Genomic DNA, 17,865 nt, shown 5'->3' with positions numbered 1-17,865 from the left:
ATTTTACGAGGTGACAATATGTCTGAGGTTAACAGCGAAGGAAAAATTGGATATTCCACGGATACCGAATTTACTGCTAATGATGTTCTCTATATGTTAAGAGATCTTCCGGATGCATGCTGTATATTTAAAGTTCTTACAGATCCGTTTGGGACTGTTAAGGATATGTTATTCCTGTATGTGAATGAGAAGTACGCACAACTCGTAGGCCGGCCGGTGGCTGAACTTGTTGGCAATACCTTCTATCAGACTGTCACCAATCAGGATGAGGACTGGATCAAATTCAGCTATCAGGCTGCTGTTCTCAGACAGTCATCTATAAACAGAACATATAACAGCCGTTATAATAAATGGTTTGAGTTTTGGGTTGTTCCGGTTTATCAGAAAGGTTTTTGCGCCTTTATCATCCATGATGTTACCGCCGATAAGAAAAATGAGGTGACGCAGACCTTTAAAACAAACACCAATAAGCTGGTAATTGAATGTGCCAAGGCAATTTCTACTCCTGACTTTAACAAGGGAATAAAAAGAGTTCTCAGAAAAATTGGTCAGACTATGGAAGCCGATCGCGTCTATGTTGTCAGGACGGAGCATGGGAATAATTCGATAAAAGAGATCATTGAATGGGTAAGTAAATCATGTTCAACGGAGCTTCCGTCCAAAAAAGTCTTTGAAAAGGCTGACATGGTCAAAATCTGGCTCAGGGATCTTGAGGGAGGAAGTGTTTTGCAGATGCCGGATGTGACGGTCATACAAGATGCCAATCCCGATCTGTACAATGAGTTTCTGGCAGGTAAGATTTCCAGGTTTATGGTGACAACACTAAAGGATAAAGACGGGCTTATGGGATTTCTGGTAGTGGATAATCATTCGCTGGAGATTCAGGTCAATGTAGAAGAGATGATGGAGACGGTTTCGGCGTTTATAGCCGGACAGATCAGAAACAACGACCTTACAAAAGAGCTTATGTTCCTTGGAGGGCACGATGCTCTGACTGAGCTCGGTAACAGATATTCTCTTAACCAGACAGTTCTTCTTTTGTCTGAAATGTCGGTTCCTGTCGGAGTATGCTACACTGATATCAACGGGCTTAAATCAATTAATGACGATAAGGGCCATCAGGCAGGAGACAAACTGATAAAAGACACTTCTGAGTTAGTCAGCATGGTTTTCAAGAAAAAGTATTGCTACAGGATCGGAGGGGACGAGTTTGTGGCTATAGTTCCTGACATACAGGAGGATAAGTTTAAAGAACTCGTAGACAAGCTTAAGGCCAAATCTAAGGGAATATCCGTTGCTATTGGATACAAGTGGTCGAGAAGCTCAAAGGAAATAAATAAAGTAATTACGGCGGCAGATGAGGATATGTATAAGGACAAGGCTCAATTTTACAAGAATCACGAGCGTCGTCATGCTAACAATACTTAAGAAAAAGAAAAGAGTAGTCACGTTTGTGACTACTCTTTTTATGCTAGAATATGTGATCTTATGCAAGTGCAGCTGTAATAATTGCCATTGAATATACTTCGATAGCATTGCAGCCACGTGAAAGATCGTTGATCGGAGCGTTGAGTCCAAGAAGAATAGGACCGTAAGCTTCGAAGTTACCCATTCTCTGAGCAATTTTATAACCAAGGTTTCCTGCGTTGATATCAGGGAAAATGAAGGTGTTGGCATGTCCTGCAACAGGTGAGCCGGGTGCCTTCTGCTTAGCTACGCGAGGAGATACAGCTGCATCGAACTGGAGCTCTCCATCGATAGGAATATCAGGATATTTCTCTTGAGCCTTTTTGGTAGCGTTCTGCATCTTGGTTACTGTGTCGTCCTTGGCTGATCCCTTTGTTGAGAATGAAAGGAAAGCAACCTTAGGATCTACGCCGAAACGTCTTGCACAGTTAACTGTCTCGCCACAGATCTCAACAAGTTCATCCTCATTAGGATTGATGTTGATTCCGCAGTCTGCCATAGCGATAACCTCGTTATCACCTGTAGCAGATGGACGAACAAGGATGAAGCATGATGAAACGATTGTGTTCTCAGGCTTTGTCTTGATAATCTGGAGAGCAGGACGAACAGTATCAGCTGTTGAGTATGTTGCTCCTCCGAGAAGACAGTCGCCAAGTCCCATCTTAACGAGCATTGTTCCGAAGTAGTTGGTCTGCTTAAGAATAGGGATTGCCTTCTCAGGTGTCATTCCCTTGCTCTTTCTGAGCTCGCAGAAAGCATCAACCATCTCATCGAACTTGTCATAGTTCTCAGGATCGATTATCTGTGCGCCGCGGATGTTGTAACCAGCGTCTTCAGCAGACTTATTGATCTCGTCTACATTTCCGAGAAGAATAGGTTTAATGAAGTTGCCGGCAAGAAGTCTGGATGCGGCCTCAAGAATTCGTGGATCTGAACCCTCAGGGAATACAATAGTCTTTGGGTCCTGTTTGAGCTTTTGGATCATATCACCAAATCCGTACATTTATTTTTCCTCCTTAAAACAACGGTTTTATCTCTTTTGTAAGCGCATACATTTTCAATGCGTATGTCATTATAGACTAAAGGAAAATAAAAAAATTTGATTTCGCTCAATTTTTATGCTAAATTTTAGCAGAGGTGACAAAAATATGAATATGAATCCAATGATGTTTATGCAAATACAGCAAAGAATACAGACTTTTCAGCAGGATCATCCCAAGTTTGTACCGTTCCTGATGGCAATTAAAGACAATGCCCTTCAGGAAGGAACTGTTCTTGGCGTTACAGTTACAACTCCTGATGGCAAGAAGATAGAATCAAATATTAAGCTTACAGCCAATGATATCGAGACTATCAAAATGATGTCCGATCCCGGAGCCATGAACTGATATCAGGTCAGAAAGTCTTTATATAGCTGTTATCTTTTTTAACAAATCCGTATTTGTTTAAGTAGTCTTTGTGATGTTCATCCGGACCGTTGTAGGTGAGAGTTGAAACTCCCTCTGCCGGAAGCTTCGAGAACAGAAACTTTCCGATTGAGAAGTCTCTGTACTCAGGAAGTGAATAGTCCAAAAGAATATCCATATTGTTATCAGCAGTCTCTTTTCCGATGAAAATTCCTGCAGGAGCACCGTTATAACAAACCATGTAGGAAGAAGTTGCATCTGAGAAGTCCAGAGATAATCCGGGGAAGCATTTCAGGATATCCTCTTTTGCCTTATCAATGGAATATTTAAGCATGGAATCATCCAGGGAAACTTTCACAAGATCGTATTCCCTTGTTTCTTTGCCCGTATTACTGAGTTTGATAAGATAGTATATGTTGATTCCTACCAGGCATATATTCATTACTGCTGTTGGGTAGGAATGGATAATAAATGCATACACGGTAAATATAAGACTGCCGATAGTGTTTATTACTCTGAGTTTAAAAATGGAAGACATGAAAAAGGATACCAGCACCAGCGCTGATCCAACATATCCGACCATTTCAATTATCATTTTTGTATCCATAAAGTTTCTCCTTAATAAATCAGTTTACATAAGTAAGCATATCATAAATATTTGCCAAAAAACAGAAGGCAATAAAATAGATGGGATTACAGTGATCATCGGCCGTTAAGCGGTCAGCAGCAATTGAAATCCCATCGTTTATACAGACATATAAGTTATATAACACATATAATACGCTAAATGGCGAAATTAGTTCAGAAAATGAGCACTATAGCTGTAACACCGACCACAAGAAGAGCTGATGCAGTAATAACCTTAGACTTGAAGGATGACGCATCGACATACTTGCCGAAAAAATTAACAGTGTCAACAACCTTGGGTTCAGCGATTTTGTTGTGAGTTTCAAAAGAGTTTAATGTATCCATACCGTTTGCCCTCCGATTCCTTCAAAAAAATTACTTTCAACATCATAAGCTAAAAATATGTACAGTAACTAATCTCCGTCTAAAGATTTTATAAAAAAAATATTAACTGAAAGAGGTTTCACAATTGGAGTACATTTACGAGACACACCTACACACAATTGAAGCAAGCGCCTGCTCTTCGACCCCCGGGGAGAACTATTTTTCTTATATGAAGGGGCTTGGATACAGCGGGATCATTGTAACAGACCATTATTTCACGGGTAACAGCTGTGTACCTATAGATATCTCTTGGGAGAAGCGGGTTGAACAGTATTGCAGTGGCTATGAGCATGCAAAAGCAGCTGCCGGAAGTGATTTCACGGTTCTGTTTGGGATAGAATACAATTTCTATGGGGATGAATTCATGATTTATGGGCTGGACAAGGCCTGGCTCCTGGATCATCCGGGATTTGAAACAAGAGACAGATACGAGGTGTTCAGGATGGTGCATGAAGCCGGAGCTATTATGATCCAGGCACATCCATACAGGGAGCGAGGATATCTGTCCGAGATTAACATAACACCTGATATTAGTGATGGCGTAGAGGTTTACAATGCTGCCAATCCCGATTGGCAGAATGCACTTGGCTATGAGTATGCGGCTAAAAGAGGTTTTAGAATGGCCGGTGGCTCTGATATCCATAACTTTTCGCAGGAAAATATGGGCGGAATGAGGTTCTCTTTTCCCATTAATTCGATAGATGATTATATCGAAGCATTTATGTCCGGAGAGGGGACTCCGGTGTATTTAAAAGATGTTCATGGAAAAGGCGGAGAATTCAGGCCTGTTTCCGAGGCAAAAGAGCTTACTGTTCCTTCACAGGGGCCTACGCTGGAAGTATTTTGGCACTAATTTGTGAACTAATGTTAAATTTCTGTTAACTTGTACACAATTTGACTGCGAATGGTTTATAATAATCGTATAGGAGGTATGAGCCTATGAGGAAGAAAAGTATTGTGGGATTAGTAATGACAATTGCATTAATGGCTGTGGTTGGGTGCTCAGGCGGAACAGCACAGAATCATACTCCTGAAGGAGTGGATCTTAAGCCTGTAATTTACCTGTATCCACAGGAGGACGGAAGTGAAATATCAGTAAGCCTTGACTACAACGGAGATATAACTGATCTTATCCCGGAGTTCAACGCAGAAAATACATGGAATGTCACAGCTGACAGAGACGGTAAGATAACCTTCGAAGGAAACGAGTATGATTACCTCTTCTGGGAGGGTGTTCCGAGATTTGAGTATGACTTCTACACCGGATACTGCGTAAAGGGCGAAGAGACAGAAGGGTTCCTTCGTGAGAAGCTTGCAGAGCAGGGTCTTAATGAGTCAGAGATCGATGAGTTTTTGAAGTTCTGGCTCGCTGATATGGAAGGCAATCCTTATAATGTGATAAGTTTCCAGGGCAAGACCTATAACAAGGGTGCCAGGCTTACAGTTACACCTGAGCCGGATAATCTGATCAGAGTGTTCATGGCATGGTATCCATCAGATCATCACATCAGGATAATGCCTCAGATTCTCGATACACCTTCCAGAGACGGATTTACAGTTGTAGAATGGGGTGGCAACAAAGTTAAATAATAATTATATAAATATTCAATGGGCTGAACGCGCTTGTTCAGCCCTTTTTTATTGCGTTAAAGCGCAAAATGCGCTAATATTTATGCAATTATGCAAAACTATTGTTCAGGGATGATTTTGGGGAGGATCATGGTGAATGTGACTATCAGCCTGGAAAAGGCAAAAGAAATCGCGAAAAGCGGCAAATATGACGTTATACCGGTGGGATGTGAGATCCTGTCGGACTTTATTACGCCAATCGAACTTGTAAGGAAACTAAAATCCGTATCCAGACATTGCTATATGCTGGAATCTGCACAGGCCAACGAATATTGGGGAAGATATACTTTCGTGGGCTATGAACCCAAGCTTGCAATTACATTAAAAGACGGTGAGATGTCTTTTGGCAATAAGACCGTTAAGACGACTGAGCCATGGAAGGTACTTCGGGAGATACTGTCAAATTACAGAAGCCCGATGTTTGATGATCTTCCGCCGTTCACAGGAGGACTGGTGGGTTATTTTGCCTTCGATTACTTTGGATACTGTGAGCCCAGTGCAGCTTGGAAAGGCGTTGATAATGATGCTTTCAAAGACCTGGATCTCATGCTGTTTGATAAAGTTATTGCTTTCGATAATGTCAAGCAGAAGATTGTGCTGATCGCAAATGCGGAAACTGCTGACATAGAGGCGGGTTATAACAAGGCTATAGACGAGCTTACTCAGTTAAAAGAGCTGATATATTCCGATACAGAGAAGACCGATGAAAGTGGAAAGCTTATGGGCGAAGTCACGCCTCTTTTTAACAAAGAAGAGTATTGCGCCATGGTAGAGAGTGGCAAAAAGCACATTAAGGAGGGCGACATTTTCCAGATTGTGCTCTCAAACAGATTATCGGCACCGTTTAAGGGAAGTCTTTTAAATACATACAGAGTGCTTCGAACCATTAATCCTTCTCCGTACATGTTCTATTTCTCGGGTACTGACGTTGAGGTGGCCGGTGCTTCTCCTGAGACGCTTGTTAAGCTTGAAAAGGGCGTCCTTCACACATTCCCTCTGGCCGGAACAAGGCCCAGGGGAGCTACTAAAGAGGAGGACGAAGCTCTGGAAAAAGAGCTTCTTGCAGATGAAAAAGAGCTGGCTGAGCACAATATGCTTGTGGATCTTGGAAGAAACGACCTTGGCAAGATCAGTAAATTCGGTACAGTACAGGTTGAGAAGCTCCATTCTATAGAGAGATATTCACACGTCATGCACATTGGTTCGACAGTCAGGGGAGAGATCAGAGAAGAGAATGATGCGCTGGATGCGATAAATGCGGTGCTTCCGGCCGGAACACTCTCCGGAGCGCCCAAGATCAGGGCTTGTCAGCTGATTGGTGAACTAGAAAACAATAAGCGCGGAATCTACGGCGGAGCCATCGGATACATCGATTTTTCCGGAAATATGGATACGTGCATCGCTATCCGTCTTATTTATAAGAAAAACGACACTGTTTTTGTAAGGAGCGGAGCAGGAATTGTGGCTGATTCCGATCCCGAAAAAGAGTTTACGGAGTGCCTCAATAAGGCGAGAGCGTCACTTCGCGCACTTGAGCTGGCACAGGAGGTGGAGAGATGATACTTCTTATAGATAACTACGACAGCTTTTCCTATAATCTCTACCAGCTCATAGGCGAGATTGACCCGGATATCAGGGTTATAAGAAATGATGAGATGACAATCCCGGAGATCAGAGCTCTTAATCCCGACAGGATCATCCTTTCACCCGGGCCCGGAAGACCCGAGGATGCAGGTGTTATCGTGGAGGCAGCAAGAACCTTGGGAAAAGACATCCCGATACTGGGCGTATGTCTCGGACATCAGGCAATATGTATGGCCTTTGGAGCAACTGTAACCTATGCAAAAGAGCTTATGCACGGTAAACAGTCTGTGGTGAAATTTGATACTGACAGTGCATTATTTAAGGGAATTCCTGAGAATGCACCGGTTGCAAGATACCATTCTCTTGCGGCAGAAAAGGACACGATTCCTGACTGCTTAAAAATAACGGGTGTTACTGAAGGCGGTGAAGTCATGGCAATAGAGCACCGGGAATACCCTATTTACGGGGTTCAGTTCCATCCGGAATCCATCATGACGCCTGATGGTAAGGCTATGTTGAAAAATTTTTTAAAAAGTTGTTGACAGGCTTTAAACATCCGAGTACAATCCATGAATAAGTAAAGTGTATACACGAATACAAAAAAGCAAACGATGCAATGGCGCATCATACTACGAACATAAACGTAGTGTGCCATTGCGTCGTTTTTTTTGTGCCTTAAGGGCACAAACAGGAGGAGAAACGTATGAGCGGTGAAATTTTAGATGCTATTAACGGTAGTGTTTTTGGCGTTTGGTTTTTGATAGGCGCAGCTTTGGTTTTCTGGATGCAGGCCGGATTTGCAATGTGTGAGGCCGGCTTTACCAGAGCAAAAAATACAGGAAACATCATAATGAAGAATCTGATGGACTTCTGTATTGGAACTGTAGTATTTATTCTTATCGGTTTTGGCCTGCTTCTTGGGGAAGATCTGGCAGGCATAATCGGAAAACCCGGATTCGATATTTTTTCGAATTATGCAAACTTTGACTGGTCTAACTTCGTATTTAACCTTGTGTTCTGTGCGACAACAGCAACCATCGTTTCAGGATCAATGGCTGAGAGAACAAAATTCATATCCTATTGTGTGTACTCGGCAGTTATCTCAGCAGTTATTTATCCTATTGAAGCGCACTGGATCTGGGGCGGCGGTTTTCTTTCACAGATCGGCTTCCATGATTTCGCAGGTTCTACAGCAATTCACATGGTTGGCGGTATTTCAGCACTTATTGGTGCAGCATTCCTCGGAGCACGTATTGGTAAGTTTGAAAGAGATAAATCAGGAAAAGTTACTAAAGTAAATGCATTCCCGGGTCACAACCTTGTAGCTGCAGCGCTTGGTGTCTTTATTCTCTGGCTTGGCTGGTACGGATTTAACGGCGCGGCAGCAACTTCAGTCGAGCAGCTTGGAAGCATCTTTGTTACGACAACCATTGCTCCGGCGCTTGCAACTGTAACATGCATGATTTTCACATGGATCAAATACGGTAAGCCTGATGTCTCAATGTGTCTGAATGCTTCACTGGCAGGTCTTGTAGCTATCACAGCTCCCTGTGATGTAACTGATGCTTTCGGTGCCATCGTGATCGGTATTGTGGCAGGACTTCTTGTTTGCTTCGGTGTATGGCTCCTTGATTACAAGCTTCATATTGATGATCCTGTGGGTGCAGTAGCAGTTCACTGCCTCAACGGTATCTGGGGAACTATTGCAGTAGGCCTTTTTGCAACAAACTCAGCACCCGGTTACTCAATTGCTGATGCAGCAGGCAATGAGATGACAGGTCTTTTCTACGGAGGCGGATTTAAGCTCCTTGGAATTCAGCTTGTAGGTTTCTTTGCAGTAGCAGCATGGACAGTGATCACCATATCAATAACATTCTTTGTAATTAAAAAGGTCCTTGGCCTTAGAGTTTCAGAAGAAGAGGAAATCCTTGGTCTTGACTCAACAGAGCATGGTCTTGCATCAGCTTATTCAGGATTTGCCATCATGGATGTTTCCAATACACTTCAGATGTCAGTCAATGAAAACACAGATCTTGGTGCTAGCGATTACGAAGAAGCATCTGCTTTCCAGAAGAATGCAGCAGTTCCTGTGGTTTCAGCACCAGTTCACACAGAAAGCGGTATCCACAAGGTTGTTATTATCGCAAAGCTCTCTCGTTACGACAAGCTTCGTAAGGTTATGAATGATCTGGGTGTAACGGGTATGACTGTTACGCAGGTTATGGGTTGCGGTGTCCAGAAAGGCTCAGGTGAGATGTACCGTGGAGTTGAGATGGATGCGACATTGCTTCCAAAGATCAAGCTTGAAGTAGTAGTAAGTAAGATTCCGGTAGCAGATGTTATTGAAGCAGCTAAGAAAGCTCTTTACACAGGACATATCGGAGACGGAAAGATCTTCGTTTACAGTCTCGACAATGTGGTTAAGATCCGCACCGGAGAAGAAGGCGCAGCAGCGCTCGCTGACGTCGAGTAGAGAGTATCTTATGAAATTCACGTAGGAGGATTTGAAGTATGTGCGCAATACTGACATACGCAAGAGCAGATGTATCAAAGGATTTCTTTGAGGAAATCCTGGAAAAGACAACTTCCAGAGGCCCGGACATGACAAGGACCTTCCAGACGCCAAAGGGCTATATGGGATTTAACAGACTTTCAATCATGGGCCTTACAGAGAGCGGAATGCAGCCCTTTACTCTAAACGGAAACGCAGTTATATGTAACGGCGAATTATACGGGTTTACAGAGCTTAAGAATTATCTGATCTCTCTGGGATACAGCTTTGGGAGCGACAGTGATTGCGAGATACTTCTTCCTCTATATGAAAGACTGGGAACTAAGATGTTCAGCCTTCTGGATGCGGAGTTTGCGTGTGTAATATATGACAGCAAAAAGAATGACTTCATAGCAGCAAGAGATCCCATAGGAATCAGACCTCTTTACTACGGCTACGACGATGATGGATACATTCTTTTCGCATCAGAGCCCAAGAACCTTACAGATGTCTGCAAGAGCATTAAGCCTTTCCCTCCGGGACATTACTACGAGGATGGCAGATTTATCTGCTACAGGGATATGACGGAGGTAAAAGAGCTAAGGACAGATGATCTTCATACCATCACCGAAAATATCCATGACAAGCTGATCCGTGGTATCAAAAAGAGGCTCAGCGCTGATGCACCGGTTGGGTTTTTGCTTTCGGGAGGACTTGATTCCTCCCTTGTATGCGGAGTTGCAGCAAGCCTCTCTGATAAACCAATCGAGACTTTTGCAATTGGGATGGACATAGATGCCATAGACCTCAAGTATGCGAGAGAGGTTGCGGAGTATATCCACAGCAATCACCACGAGGTGATCATTACAAAAGAGGATGTCATAAACGCTGTAGAGCCGGTAATCCACGCACTTGGAACCTATGACATAACTACAGTCAGAGCTTCCATCGGAATGTATCTTCTGTGCAAGTGGATCCACGAGAATACAGATATAAAGGTAATCCTGACAGGAGAAATTTCAGATGAGCTCTTTGGTTACAAGTACACGGACTTTGCTCCGAGTGCTGAGGCTTTCCAGGAGGAAGCGAAAAAGCGCGTAAGAGAGCTTCACATGTATGACGTACTAAGAGCAGACAGATGCATAAGCGTCAACTCATTGGAGGCAAGAGTTCCCTTCGGTGATCTGGATTTTGTAGATTATGTAATGAGCATAGATCCTGAAAAGAAGCTCAATACCTACGGAATCGGAAAATTTCTTTTGAGAAAAGCATTTGAAAAAGATGAATTCATTCCAAGATCGATCCTCATGAGAGAAAAAGCAGCATTCTCGGATGCTGTCGGACATTCACTCAGAGATGATCTTATGGAATATGCAGACAATACATATACTTACGCAGAGTATGAGACCAGGAGAAAGTCTTATACGCATGCGACACCATTTACAAAAGAATCTCTTCTTTACAGAGAGATATTCGAGAAATACTACGAAGGCCAGTCTCATATGGTTGTAGATTTCTGGATGCCAAACAAATCCTGGAAAGGATGTAATGTCAACGATCCTTCCGCAAGAGTGCTGTCAAACTACGGCGCCAGCGGCAAATAAATTAAACGGAGGAAAAGAAAATGGTAGAAGCGGGAAAACTTACAGAGGAATTTGGTAGTCTGGTCTTCAATGATCGTGTTATGAAGCAGCGCCTTCCAAAGGATATTTACAAGGCTGTTCATAAGACTATTGAGCAGGGAACACATCTTGAACTGGATGTGGCAAATACGGTAGCGGCTGTTATGAAAGAATGGGCTGTAGAGAACGGTGCAACACACTTTACACACTGGTTCCAGCCTATGACAGGTCTTACAGCAGAAAAGCACGACAGTTTCATTTCACCTACAGATGATGGCTCAGTGATCATGGAATTCTCAGGAAAAGAACTTGTAAAGGGTGAGCCTGATGCATCAAGCTTCCCTTCAGGAGGTCTTCGTGCAACCTTTGAGGCAAGAGGCTATACAGCCTGGGACCCTTCATCACCGGCATTTATTAAGGACGGTTCACTCTATATTCCGACAGCCTTCTGTTCATACGGCGGAGAAGCTCTTGATAAAAAGACTCCACTCCTTCGCTCAATGGAGGCTCTTTCCGGCGAAGCTGTGAAGATGCTTCATCTTCTCGGATATGAGGATGTTAAGAGAGTAAATACAACAATCGGTTCAGAGCAGGAGTACTTCCTGATCGACAAGGAGTATTACAAGAAGAGAAAAGACCTTCTGTTTACAGGAAGGACGCTGATCGGAGCACCTGCTTCAAAAGGTCAGGAAATGGAGGATCACTACTTCGGTGTTATCAAGCCAAAGGTTTCAGCTTACATGCATGATCTGGATGAAGAGCTCTGGAAACTTGGAATTCCTGCAAAGACCAAGCACAATGAGGTTGCTCCTTCACAGCACGAGCTGGCACCCGTATTTGAGACAGCAAACATTGCTGTAGATCACAACCAGCTCACTATGGAAGTTATGAAGAAGGTTGCTGACAAGCACAACTACGCATGTCTCCTGCATGAGAAACCCTTCGAGGGAATCAACGGATCAGGAAAACATAACAACTGGTCTGTTTGCACAGATACAGGTATGAACCTTCTTGACCCCGGTAAGAAGCCCGGCGAGAACATTCCTTTCCTGGTATTCCTCATGGCAGTTATCGCAGCAGTTGATGAGTATGCACCAATCCTCAGACTCTCCGTTGCATCTGCAGGAAACGATCACAGACTCGGAGGCAACGAGGCACCGCCTGCTATTATCTCAATATTTGTAGGCGATGAGCTTGCAGGAGTATTAAAGAGCGTTGAGGAAGGTACAGCTTATGAGAGCCAGGGTAAAGTTCAGATGGCCATGGGTGCTACTGTTCTTCCGCACTTTACGAAGGACAATACAGACAGAAACAGAACATCACCTTTTGCATTTACAGGTAACAAGTTTGAGTTCCGTATGCCGGGCTCAGCTGTTTCAGTAGCAAATGCAAACATTGTTCTCAATACCGCAGTAGCTGAAGAGATCGCCAAGATCTACGCAAAGCTTGAAGGAACACCGGCAGATGCGCTTAAAGAAAAGGTAATGGAGGTCCTGAGGGATGTCCTTACAACTCATAAGAAAGTTCTTTTCAACGGAAACGGCTACACAGAGGAATGGGTAGCTGAGGCTGAGAAGAGAGGTCTTCCGAACCTTAAGTCTCTTCCCGATGCAATGCCTTACTGGATTTCAGATGAGTCAATTGATCTCTTCACAAAGCACGGAATCTTCACCAAGGAAGAGATTCACTCGAGATATGACATCCTGCTTGAGAACTACTCTAAGTCAATCCACATCGAGTCTCTTACAATGCAGGAGATGGTGAGAAAAGACCTTACAGAAGGAATCATCGCCTATGAGAAAGATCTTACAAAAGAGATGATCCAGAAAAAGAGTGTTCTTGAAGGCACAACCTGCGACCTGGAATGTGGACTTCTTAAGACTTTGGACGATGCATCCGCAGGAATCAGCGGGGCACTTAAGAAGCTCTATACAGATACCAAGAAAGCAGAAGGCATGGATGATCTCCTGGGACAGGCAAGCTTCTATCAGGAGATAATCCTGAAAGATATGGATGAGCTTAGAAAATATGCGGATGAAGCTGAGGCAGTAATACCTGATGAATATCTTAGCTACCCTACATATGGCCAGATGCTCTTTTCACTTAGATAAAAGACATAATAGATTACGATAGAGGTAAAAAAGCAATGGAAAACTGGATGAACGAACATGATGCATGCGGAATAGGAGCAGTTATAAATATAGACGGAAAGCCCGATAATAAGGTGCTTGACGATGCCCTATCCATAGTTGAAAAGCTTGAGCACCGAGCAGGAAAAGACGCCAGCGGAAAAGTCGGGGACGGCGTGGGAATCCTTGTACAGATATCCCATAAGTTCTTTTCCGGAGAGGCTAAAAAGCTTGGGTTTAAGATTGGCGGCGCAGGGGATTACGGCATAGGAATGTTTTTCCTGCCGCAGGATTCCATGAAGCGCATGTTCGCAAAGCGCATGCTTGAAGTCATCGCAGATAAAGAAGGCCTTAAGGTAATCGGATGGAGGGATGTGGAAACACATCCCGAAATCCTTGGTGAGGTTGCAAGGAATTGTATGCCACATATCAGTCAATGCTTTATAGCAAGGCCTTCAGATGTGAAAAAAGGAATAGAATTTGACAGAAAGCTGTACTGCCTCAGGAGAGAGTATGAGAAATCTTCTGAGGATACTTATATTTGCTCATTTTCATCCAGAACCATTGTCTACAAGGGAATGTTTCTGGTGGGACAGCTCCGCAATTTCTATGAGGACCTGTTATCACCGGATTATCAGAGCGCAATCGCCCTTGTTCACAGCAGATTTTCAACAAATACAACACCCTCCTGGCAAAGGGCGCATCCTTATCGCATGATTGCCCACAACGGTGAGATCAACACCATAAAGGGTAACAGTGACAGGATGCTTGCCCGTGAGGAGACCATGTCTTCAGAGGTATTCGGGGAGGAACTCTCCAAAGTATATCCTGTTATTGCATCATCGGGCTCAGACTCAGCCATGCTGGATAATACCCTGGAATTTCTGTACATGAACGGCATGGATCTGCCTTTGGCTATGATGATCACAATACCTGAGCCTTGGAAGCACAATGACTTCATGTCTCAGGACAGAAAAGACTTTTACCACTACTATGCAACAATGATGGAGCCATGGGACGGACCGGCTGCAGTTCTTTTCACAGACGGTGAGCTCTTTGGAGCAACTTTGGACCGCAATGGCTTAAGACCATCAAGGTACTATGTTACTAAGGATGGAAGACTCATTCTTTCATCTGAAGTTGGCGTTTTGGATATTCCTGAGGAGAACATCCTTGAGAAATCAAGACTTTCACCGGGACATATGCTCCTGGTAAACACAAAAGAAGGACGCATAATCTCCGACAAGGAGTGCAAGGACAGATATTCACTGGCAAAGCCTTACGGCGAGTGGCTTGACAGATATCTTTTGCATCTCAACAAACTGTCGGTTCCAAATAAAAAGATTCCTACCCATACCCAGGAGATGAGAGACAAGCTCTATAAGGTATTCGGGTATTCCTACGAGGACGTCAAACAGCAGATCATGCCGATGGCAACAAACGGCATAGAGCCCACGGTTTCCATGGGTACGGACGTCCCTCTTGCTATGCTTTCAAAACATCACCAGATGCTGTTTTGCTATTTCAAGCAGCTCTTTGCCCAGGTTACTAATCCGCCCATCGATTCTCTGCGTGAGAAGGTAGTTACCGATACCACAGTGTATATCGGATCCGACGGAAATCTTCTTGGAGAAAAGAGTGATAACTGCCGTGTTCTTGAGGTCAATAATCCTATTCTTACAGGCGTTGATCTCATGAAGATTGAAGCTCTGGATCAGCCCGGTTTTCATGTAAAGAAGATATCCCTCCTTTATTACAAGAACACACCTATGGAGAGAGCTCTGGACCAGCTGAATATCTCAGTGGACAGAGCTACTGCAGAGGGAGTGAACATAATCGTCCTCTCAGACAGAGGAGTTGACGAAAACCACATGCCTATCCCTTCGCTTCTGGCTGTATCCAGTGTTGAACAGCACCTGGTAAGGACCAAGCAGCGCACGGCAGTATCTCTTATCCTTGAGTCGGGAGAGCCAAGGGATGTACATCAGATTGCTACACTTCTTGGCTTTGGCGCACGTGCGATCCAGCCGTATCTTGCGCACGAGTGTATCGCTGAGCTTATAGATATCGGAATTCTTGATAAAGACTATCACACAGCAATTGCTGATTATAACAAGGCTCTTCTCGGAGGAGTTGTTAAGATCGCAGCCAAGATGGGTATCTCAACCCTCCAGTCTTATCAGTCTGCTAAGATCTTTGAGGCTATCGGACTGTCCAAAGAGTTTGTGGACAAGTATTTCACAGGAACCACCAGCAGAGTTGGCGGCATCGGCATAAATGAGATCGGAGAGGACGTTGAGCTTCGCCACAATAAGGCTTTTGATCCGCTTGGTCTTTCTACTGACTCAAGCCTTGATTCCTTCGGTTTCCACGGTCTTCGCAGTGGAAAAGAGATGGAAGACCACATGTACAATCCAAAAACAATTGTTACTCTTCAGAGAGCTGTAAGAGAAGGGGATTACGAGAGATTTAAGGAGTATACGGAGCTTGTTGATGACGATGACAGACCACATACCCTGAGAGCTCTTTTATCCTTTGTACCAGCCGGTGAAAAGGTGCCTTTAAGCGAAGTAGAGCCTGTAGAGGAGATCGTAAAGCGCTTCCAGACGGGAGCAATGTCCTACGGATCACTTTCCAAGGAAGCTCATGAGACTCTGGCTACTGCTATGAACAGGCTTGGCGGAAAGAGTAACACAGGTGAAGGCGGAGAGGATATTGCAAGATTCGGAACAGAACGTAACAGCGCAGTTAAGCAGGTTGCTTCGGGCAGATTCGGTGTCACCAGCAGATATCTTCAGAGTGCAAAAGAGATACAGATCAAGATGGCACAGGGCGCAAAGCCGGGCGAAGGCGGACATCTTCCGGGTAAAAAGGTTTATCCGTGGGTTGCAAGCACACGTTTTTCAACCCCCGGTGTAGCACTTATATCACCACCTCCGCACCATGATATCTACTCTATAGAAGATCTGGCACAGCTCATCTATGACCTGAAGAACGCCAATGACAGGGCAAGGATATCTGTAAAGCTCGTTTCTGAGGCGGGAGTCGGTACCATTGCTTCAGGTGTAGCCAAGGCAGGAGCTCAGGTAATCCTGATCTCCGGATATGACGGAGGAACAGGTGCAGCGCCTTCATCTTCGGTTCATCATGCAGGACTTCCCTGGGAGCTTGGAGTAAGTGAGGCACATCAGTCACTTTTGCAGAACGGTCTAAGGAGCCGTGTAGTCCTTGAGACCGACGGAAAGCTTATGACAGGTCGCGATGTTGCGATCGCGGCGCTTCTGGGAGCCGAGGAATTCGGATTTGCCACAGCGCCACTTGTATGCATGGGCTGCATGATGATGCGTGTATGTTCAAAAGACACTTGTCCTGTGGGAATCGCAACTCAAAACGAGGAGCTCAGAAAGAGATTTAAAGGTAAGCCCGAGCATGTCATGAATTTCATGCTCTTTGTGGCAAGACAGCTCCGTGAGATCATGAGTGAGCTTGGTTTCAGGACTGTTGAAGAGATGGTGGGAAGAACCGACTGTCTCAAGATGAGGACCATTCCAAATGCCCGTTGCAAGGATGCTGCAGATCTTTCAAGGATCCTGGACACAAGCTTTGCAAAAAACAACAAGAATCACTTTGATCCAAAGGATGCATATGATTTTGAACTGGAAAAGACACTGGATCATAAAGCTCTTTTACCGGCCTATGAGAAGTTTAAGAAAAAACCTGCTTCAAAGATGTGTGTAAAAGTTGATGTGTCCAGCACGGACAGAAGCTTTGGAACACTTCTTGGCAGTAGGGTTACTAATGACTTTACGGATACACTTCCGGACGATTCCATCGTGGTTGAGGCAACAGGTGGCGGCGGACAGTCATTTGGAGCATTTCTTCCGAAGGGTGTAACTCTCCGTTTGTCCGGTGATGCAAATGATGGATTTGGTAAGGGATTATCGGGAGGCAAGGTGATCGTAGCACCGCCCAAGGAGGCTACTTACAAAGCTCACGAGAATATCATTATAGGTAATGTTGCCCTCTATGGCGCAACAGCAGGAAAAGCCTATGTCTGCGGAATTGCAGGTGAGAGATTCTGCGTAAGAAATTCCGGAGCGCTTGCCGTATCAGAAGGCTGCGGAGATCATGGCCTTGAGTATATGACAGGTGGCAGAGCAGTCATTCTTGGAATGACCGGCAAAAATTTCGCGGCGGGTATGAGCGGCGGAATCGCCTATGTTCTGGACAGGGAGCACACTCTATATCTTCGAATGAACAAGGATATGGCAAGTCTTACGGAACTCACCGAGAAGTATGACATCGCTGAGCTTCAGGGAATCCTTGAGGACTATGTAAAGGAAACAGGTTCACAGTTCGGAAAAGAGATCCTGGAAAACTTTGAGAAATATATTCCTGATTTCAAGAAGATAGTACCTAATGACTATCACAAGATGCTGTCGGCAATCAGTAAGTTTGAGGAACAGGGAATTGACCACGACACAGCCGTATTAGAGGCTTTCAAAGAATTGGCATAACACATGTTA

At 44.3% G+C, this 17,865-nt stretch carries 13 protein-coding genes; 10 read left to right on the top strand and 3 right to left on the bottom strand.

Annotated elements, in window-relative coordinates:
- The first annotated feature begins 18 nt into the window (after nt 1–18).
- Nucleotides 19–1,428, top strand: a complete 1,410-nt coding sequence (locus G590_RS0114585) for a sensor domain-containing diguanylate cyclase (RefSeq protein WP_022766396.1) — start codon at nt 19–21, stop codon at nt 1,426–1,428.
- 58 nt (nt 1,429–1,486) lie between these two features.
- Here G590_RS0114585 and pta read toward each other — a convergent pair whose 3' ends face one another.
- Nucleotides 1,487–2,470 carry a phosphate acetyltransferase gene (pta, locus tag G590_RS0114580; RefSeq protein WP_022766395.1) on the bottom strand — a complete coding sequence of 328 codons (984 nt, stop codon included), beginning with the start codon at nt 2,468–2,470 and terminating at the stop codon, nt 1,487–1,489.
- Between the two features lie 145 nt (nt 2,471–2,615).
- Between pta and G590_RS0114575 the strand changes: the two genes are divergently transcribed.
- Nucleotides 2,616–2,855, top strand: a complete 240-nt coding sequence (locus G590_RS0114575; RefSeq protein WP_022766394.1) for a hypothetical protein — start codon at nt 2,616–2,618, stop codon at nt 2,853–2,855.
- A 7-nt stretch (nt 2,856–2,862) separates the two neighbouring features.
- On the opposite strand, the gene G590_RS0114570 is transcribed toward G590_RS0114575, so the two are convergent.
- Complete coding sequence (locus tag G590_RS0114570) at nt 2,863–3,480, bottom strand: YgjV family protein (RefSeq protein WP_022766393.1); 618 nt, start codon at nt 3,478–3,480, stop codon at nt 2,863–2,865.
- A 194-nt stretch (nt 3,481–3,674) separates the two neighbouring features.
- Nucleotides 3,675–3,845 (bottom strand): hypothetical protein, encoded by a 171-nt coding sequence (locus G590_RS21410; RefSeq protein ID WP_022766392.1) that lies wholly within the window; start codon nt 3,843–3,845, stop codon nt 3,675–3,677.
- Nucleotides 3,846–3,969: 124 nt separating this feature from the next.
- On the opposite strand from G590_RS21410, the gene G590_RS19770 reads away from it, so the two are divergent.
- The 8 genes from G590_RS19770 to gltB all read left to right on the top strand — a co-directional run bounded on the left by G590_RS19770 (nt 3,970) and on the right by gltB (nt 17,856).
- Nucleotides 3,970–4,737, top strand: coding sequence for a PHP domain-containing protein (locus G590_RS19770; RefSeq protein WP_022766391.1), 768 nt, complete (start codon nt 3,970–3,972; stop codon nt 4,735–4,737).
- An 86-nt stretch (nt 4,738–4,823) separates the two neighbouring features.
- The gene (locus tag G590_RS21695; protein WP_022766390.1) at nt 4,824–5,474 is read left to right on the top strand and encodes a hypothetical protein; all 651 of its coding nucleotides are present in this window, start codon (nt 4,824–4,826) and stop codon (nt 5,472–5,474) included.
- Between the two features lie 129 nt (nt 5,475–5,603).
- A complete protein-coding gene (gene trpE, locus G590_RS0114550; protein ID WP_022766389.1) occupies nt 5,604–7,073 on the top strand; it encodes an anthranilate synthase component I in 1,470 nt (489 codons plus the stop codon).
- On the top strand, nt 7,070–7,639 hold the full coding sequence (locus tag G590_RS0114545) for an anthranilate synthase component II (RefSeq protein ID WP_022766388.1): 570 nt from the start codon (nt 7,070–7,072) through the stop codon (nt 7,637–7,639). The genes trpE and G590_RS0114545 overlap by 4 nt, the downstream gene beginning before the upstream one ends.
- A 161-nt stretch (nt 7,640–7,800) precedes the next feature.
- Entirely contained in the window at nt 7,801–9,570 is a 1,770-nt protein-coding gene (locus G590_RS0114540; RefSeq protein ID WP_022766387.1) for an ammonium transporter, read from the top strand.
- 38 nt (nt 9,571–9,608) lie between these two features.
- Nucleotides 9,609–11,192, top strand: coding sequence for an asparagine synthase B (gene asnB, locus G590_RS0114535; RefSeq protein ID WP_022766386.1), 1,584 nt, complete (start codon nt 9,609–9,611; stop codon nt 11,190–11,192).
- Nucleotides 11,193–11,212: 20 nt separating this feature from the next.
- On the top strand, nt 11,213–13,321 hold the full coding sequence (locus G590_RS0114530; protein ID WP_022766385.1) for a glutamine synthetase III family protein: 2,109 nt from the start codon (nt 11,213–11,215) through the stop codon (nt 13,319–13,321).
- A 35-nt stretch (nt 13,322–13,356) separates the two neighbouring features.
- On the top strand, nt 13,357–17,856 hold the full coding sequence (gene gltB, locus G590_RS0114525) for a glutamate synthase large subunit (protein WP_022766384.1): 4,500 nt from the start codon (nt 13,357–13,359) through the stop codon (nt 17,854–17,856).
- The last annotated feature ends 9 nt before the right edge of the window (nt 17,857–17,865 follow it).

Source organism: Butyrivibrio sp. XPD2006, assembly GCF_000420865.1.
Lineage (GTDB): Bacteria > Bacillota > Clostridia > Lachnospirales > Lachnospiraceae > Butyrivibrio.
This window is presented reverse-complemented; position numbering and strand designations above follow the sequence as displayed.

What these genes read in the sequence shown, in the direction of transcription:
- G590_RS0114570 (WP_022766393.1), bottom strand. Translation starts at nt 3,480, where the DNA reads ATGGATACAAAAATGATAATTGAAATGGTCGGATATGTTGGATCAGCG.
- gltB (WP_022766384.1), top strand. Translation starts at nt 13,357, where the DNA reads ATGGAAAACTGGATGAACGAACATGATGCATGCGGAATAGGAGCAGTT.
- pta (WP_022766395.1), bottom strand. Translation starts at nt 2,470, where the DNA reads ATGTACGGATTTGGTGATATGATCCAAAAGCTCAAACAGGACCCAAAG.
- G590_RS0114575 (WP_022766394.1), top strand. Translation starts at nt 2,616, where the DNA reads ATGAATATGAATCCAATGATGTTTATGCAAATACAGCAAAGAATACAG.
- G590_RS0114545 (WP_022766388.1), top strand. Translation starts at nt 7,070, where the DNA reads ATGATACTTCTTATAGATAACTACGACAGCTTTTCCTATAATCTCTAC.
- trpE (WP_022766389.1), top strand. Translation starts at nt 5,604, where the DNA reads ATGGTGAATGTGACTATCAGCCTGGAAAAGGCAAAAGAAATCGCGAAA.
- G590_RS0114530 (WP_022766385.1), top strand. Translation starts at nt 11,213, where the DNA reads ATGGTAGAAGCGGGAAAACTTACAGAGGAATTTGGTAGTCTGGTCTTC.
- G590_RS21695 (WP_022766390.1), top strand. Translation starts at nt 4,824, where the DNA reads ATGAGGAAGAAAAGTATTGTGGGATTAGTAATGACAATTGCATTAATG.
- G590_RS21410 (WP_022766392.1), bottom strand. Translation starts at nt 3,845, where the DNA reads ATGGATACATTAAACTCTTTTGAAACTCACAACAAAATCGCTGAACCC.
- G590_RS0114540 (WP_022766387.1), top strand. Translation starts at nt 7,801, where the DNA reads ATGAGCGGTGAAATTTTAGATGCTATTAACGGTAGTGTTTTTGGCGTT.
- asnB (WP_022766386.1), top strand. Translation starts at nt 9,609, where the DNA reads ATGTGCGCAATACTGACATACGCAAGAGCAGATGTATCAAAGGATTTC.
- G590_RS0114585 (WP_022766396.1), top strand. Translation starts at nt 19, where the DNA reads ATGTCTGAGGTTAACAGCGAAGGAAAAATTGGATATTCCACGGATACC.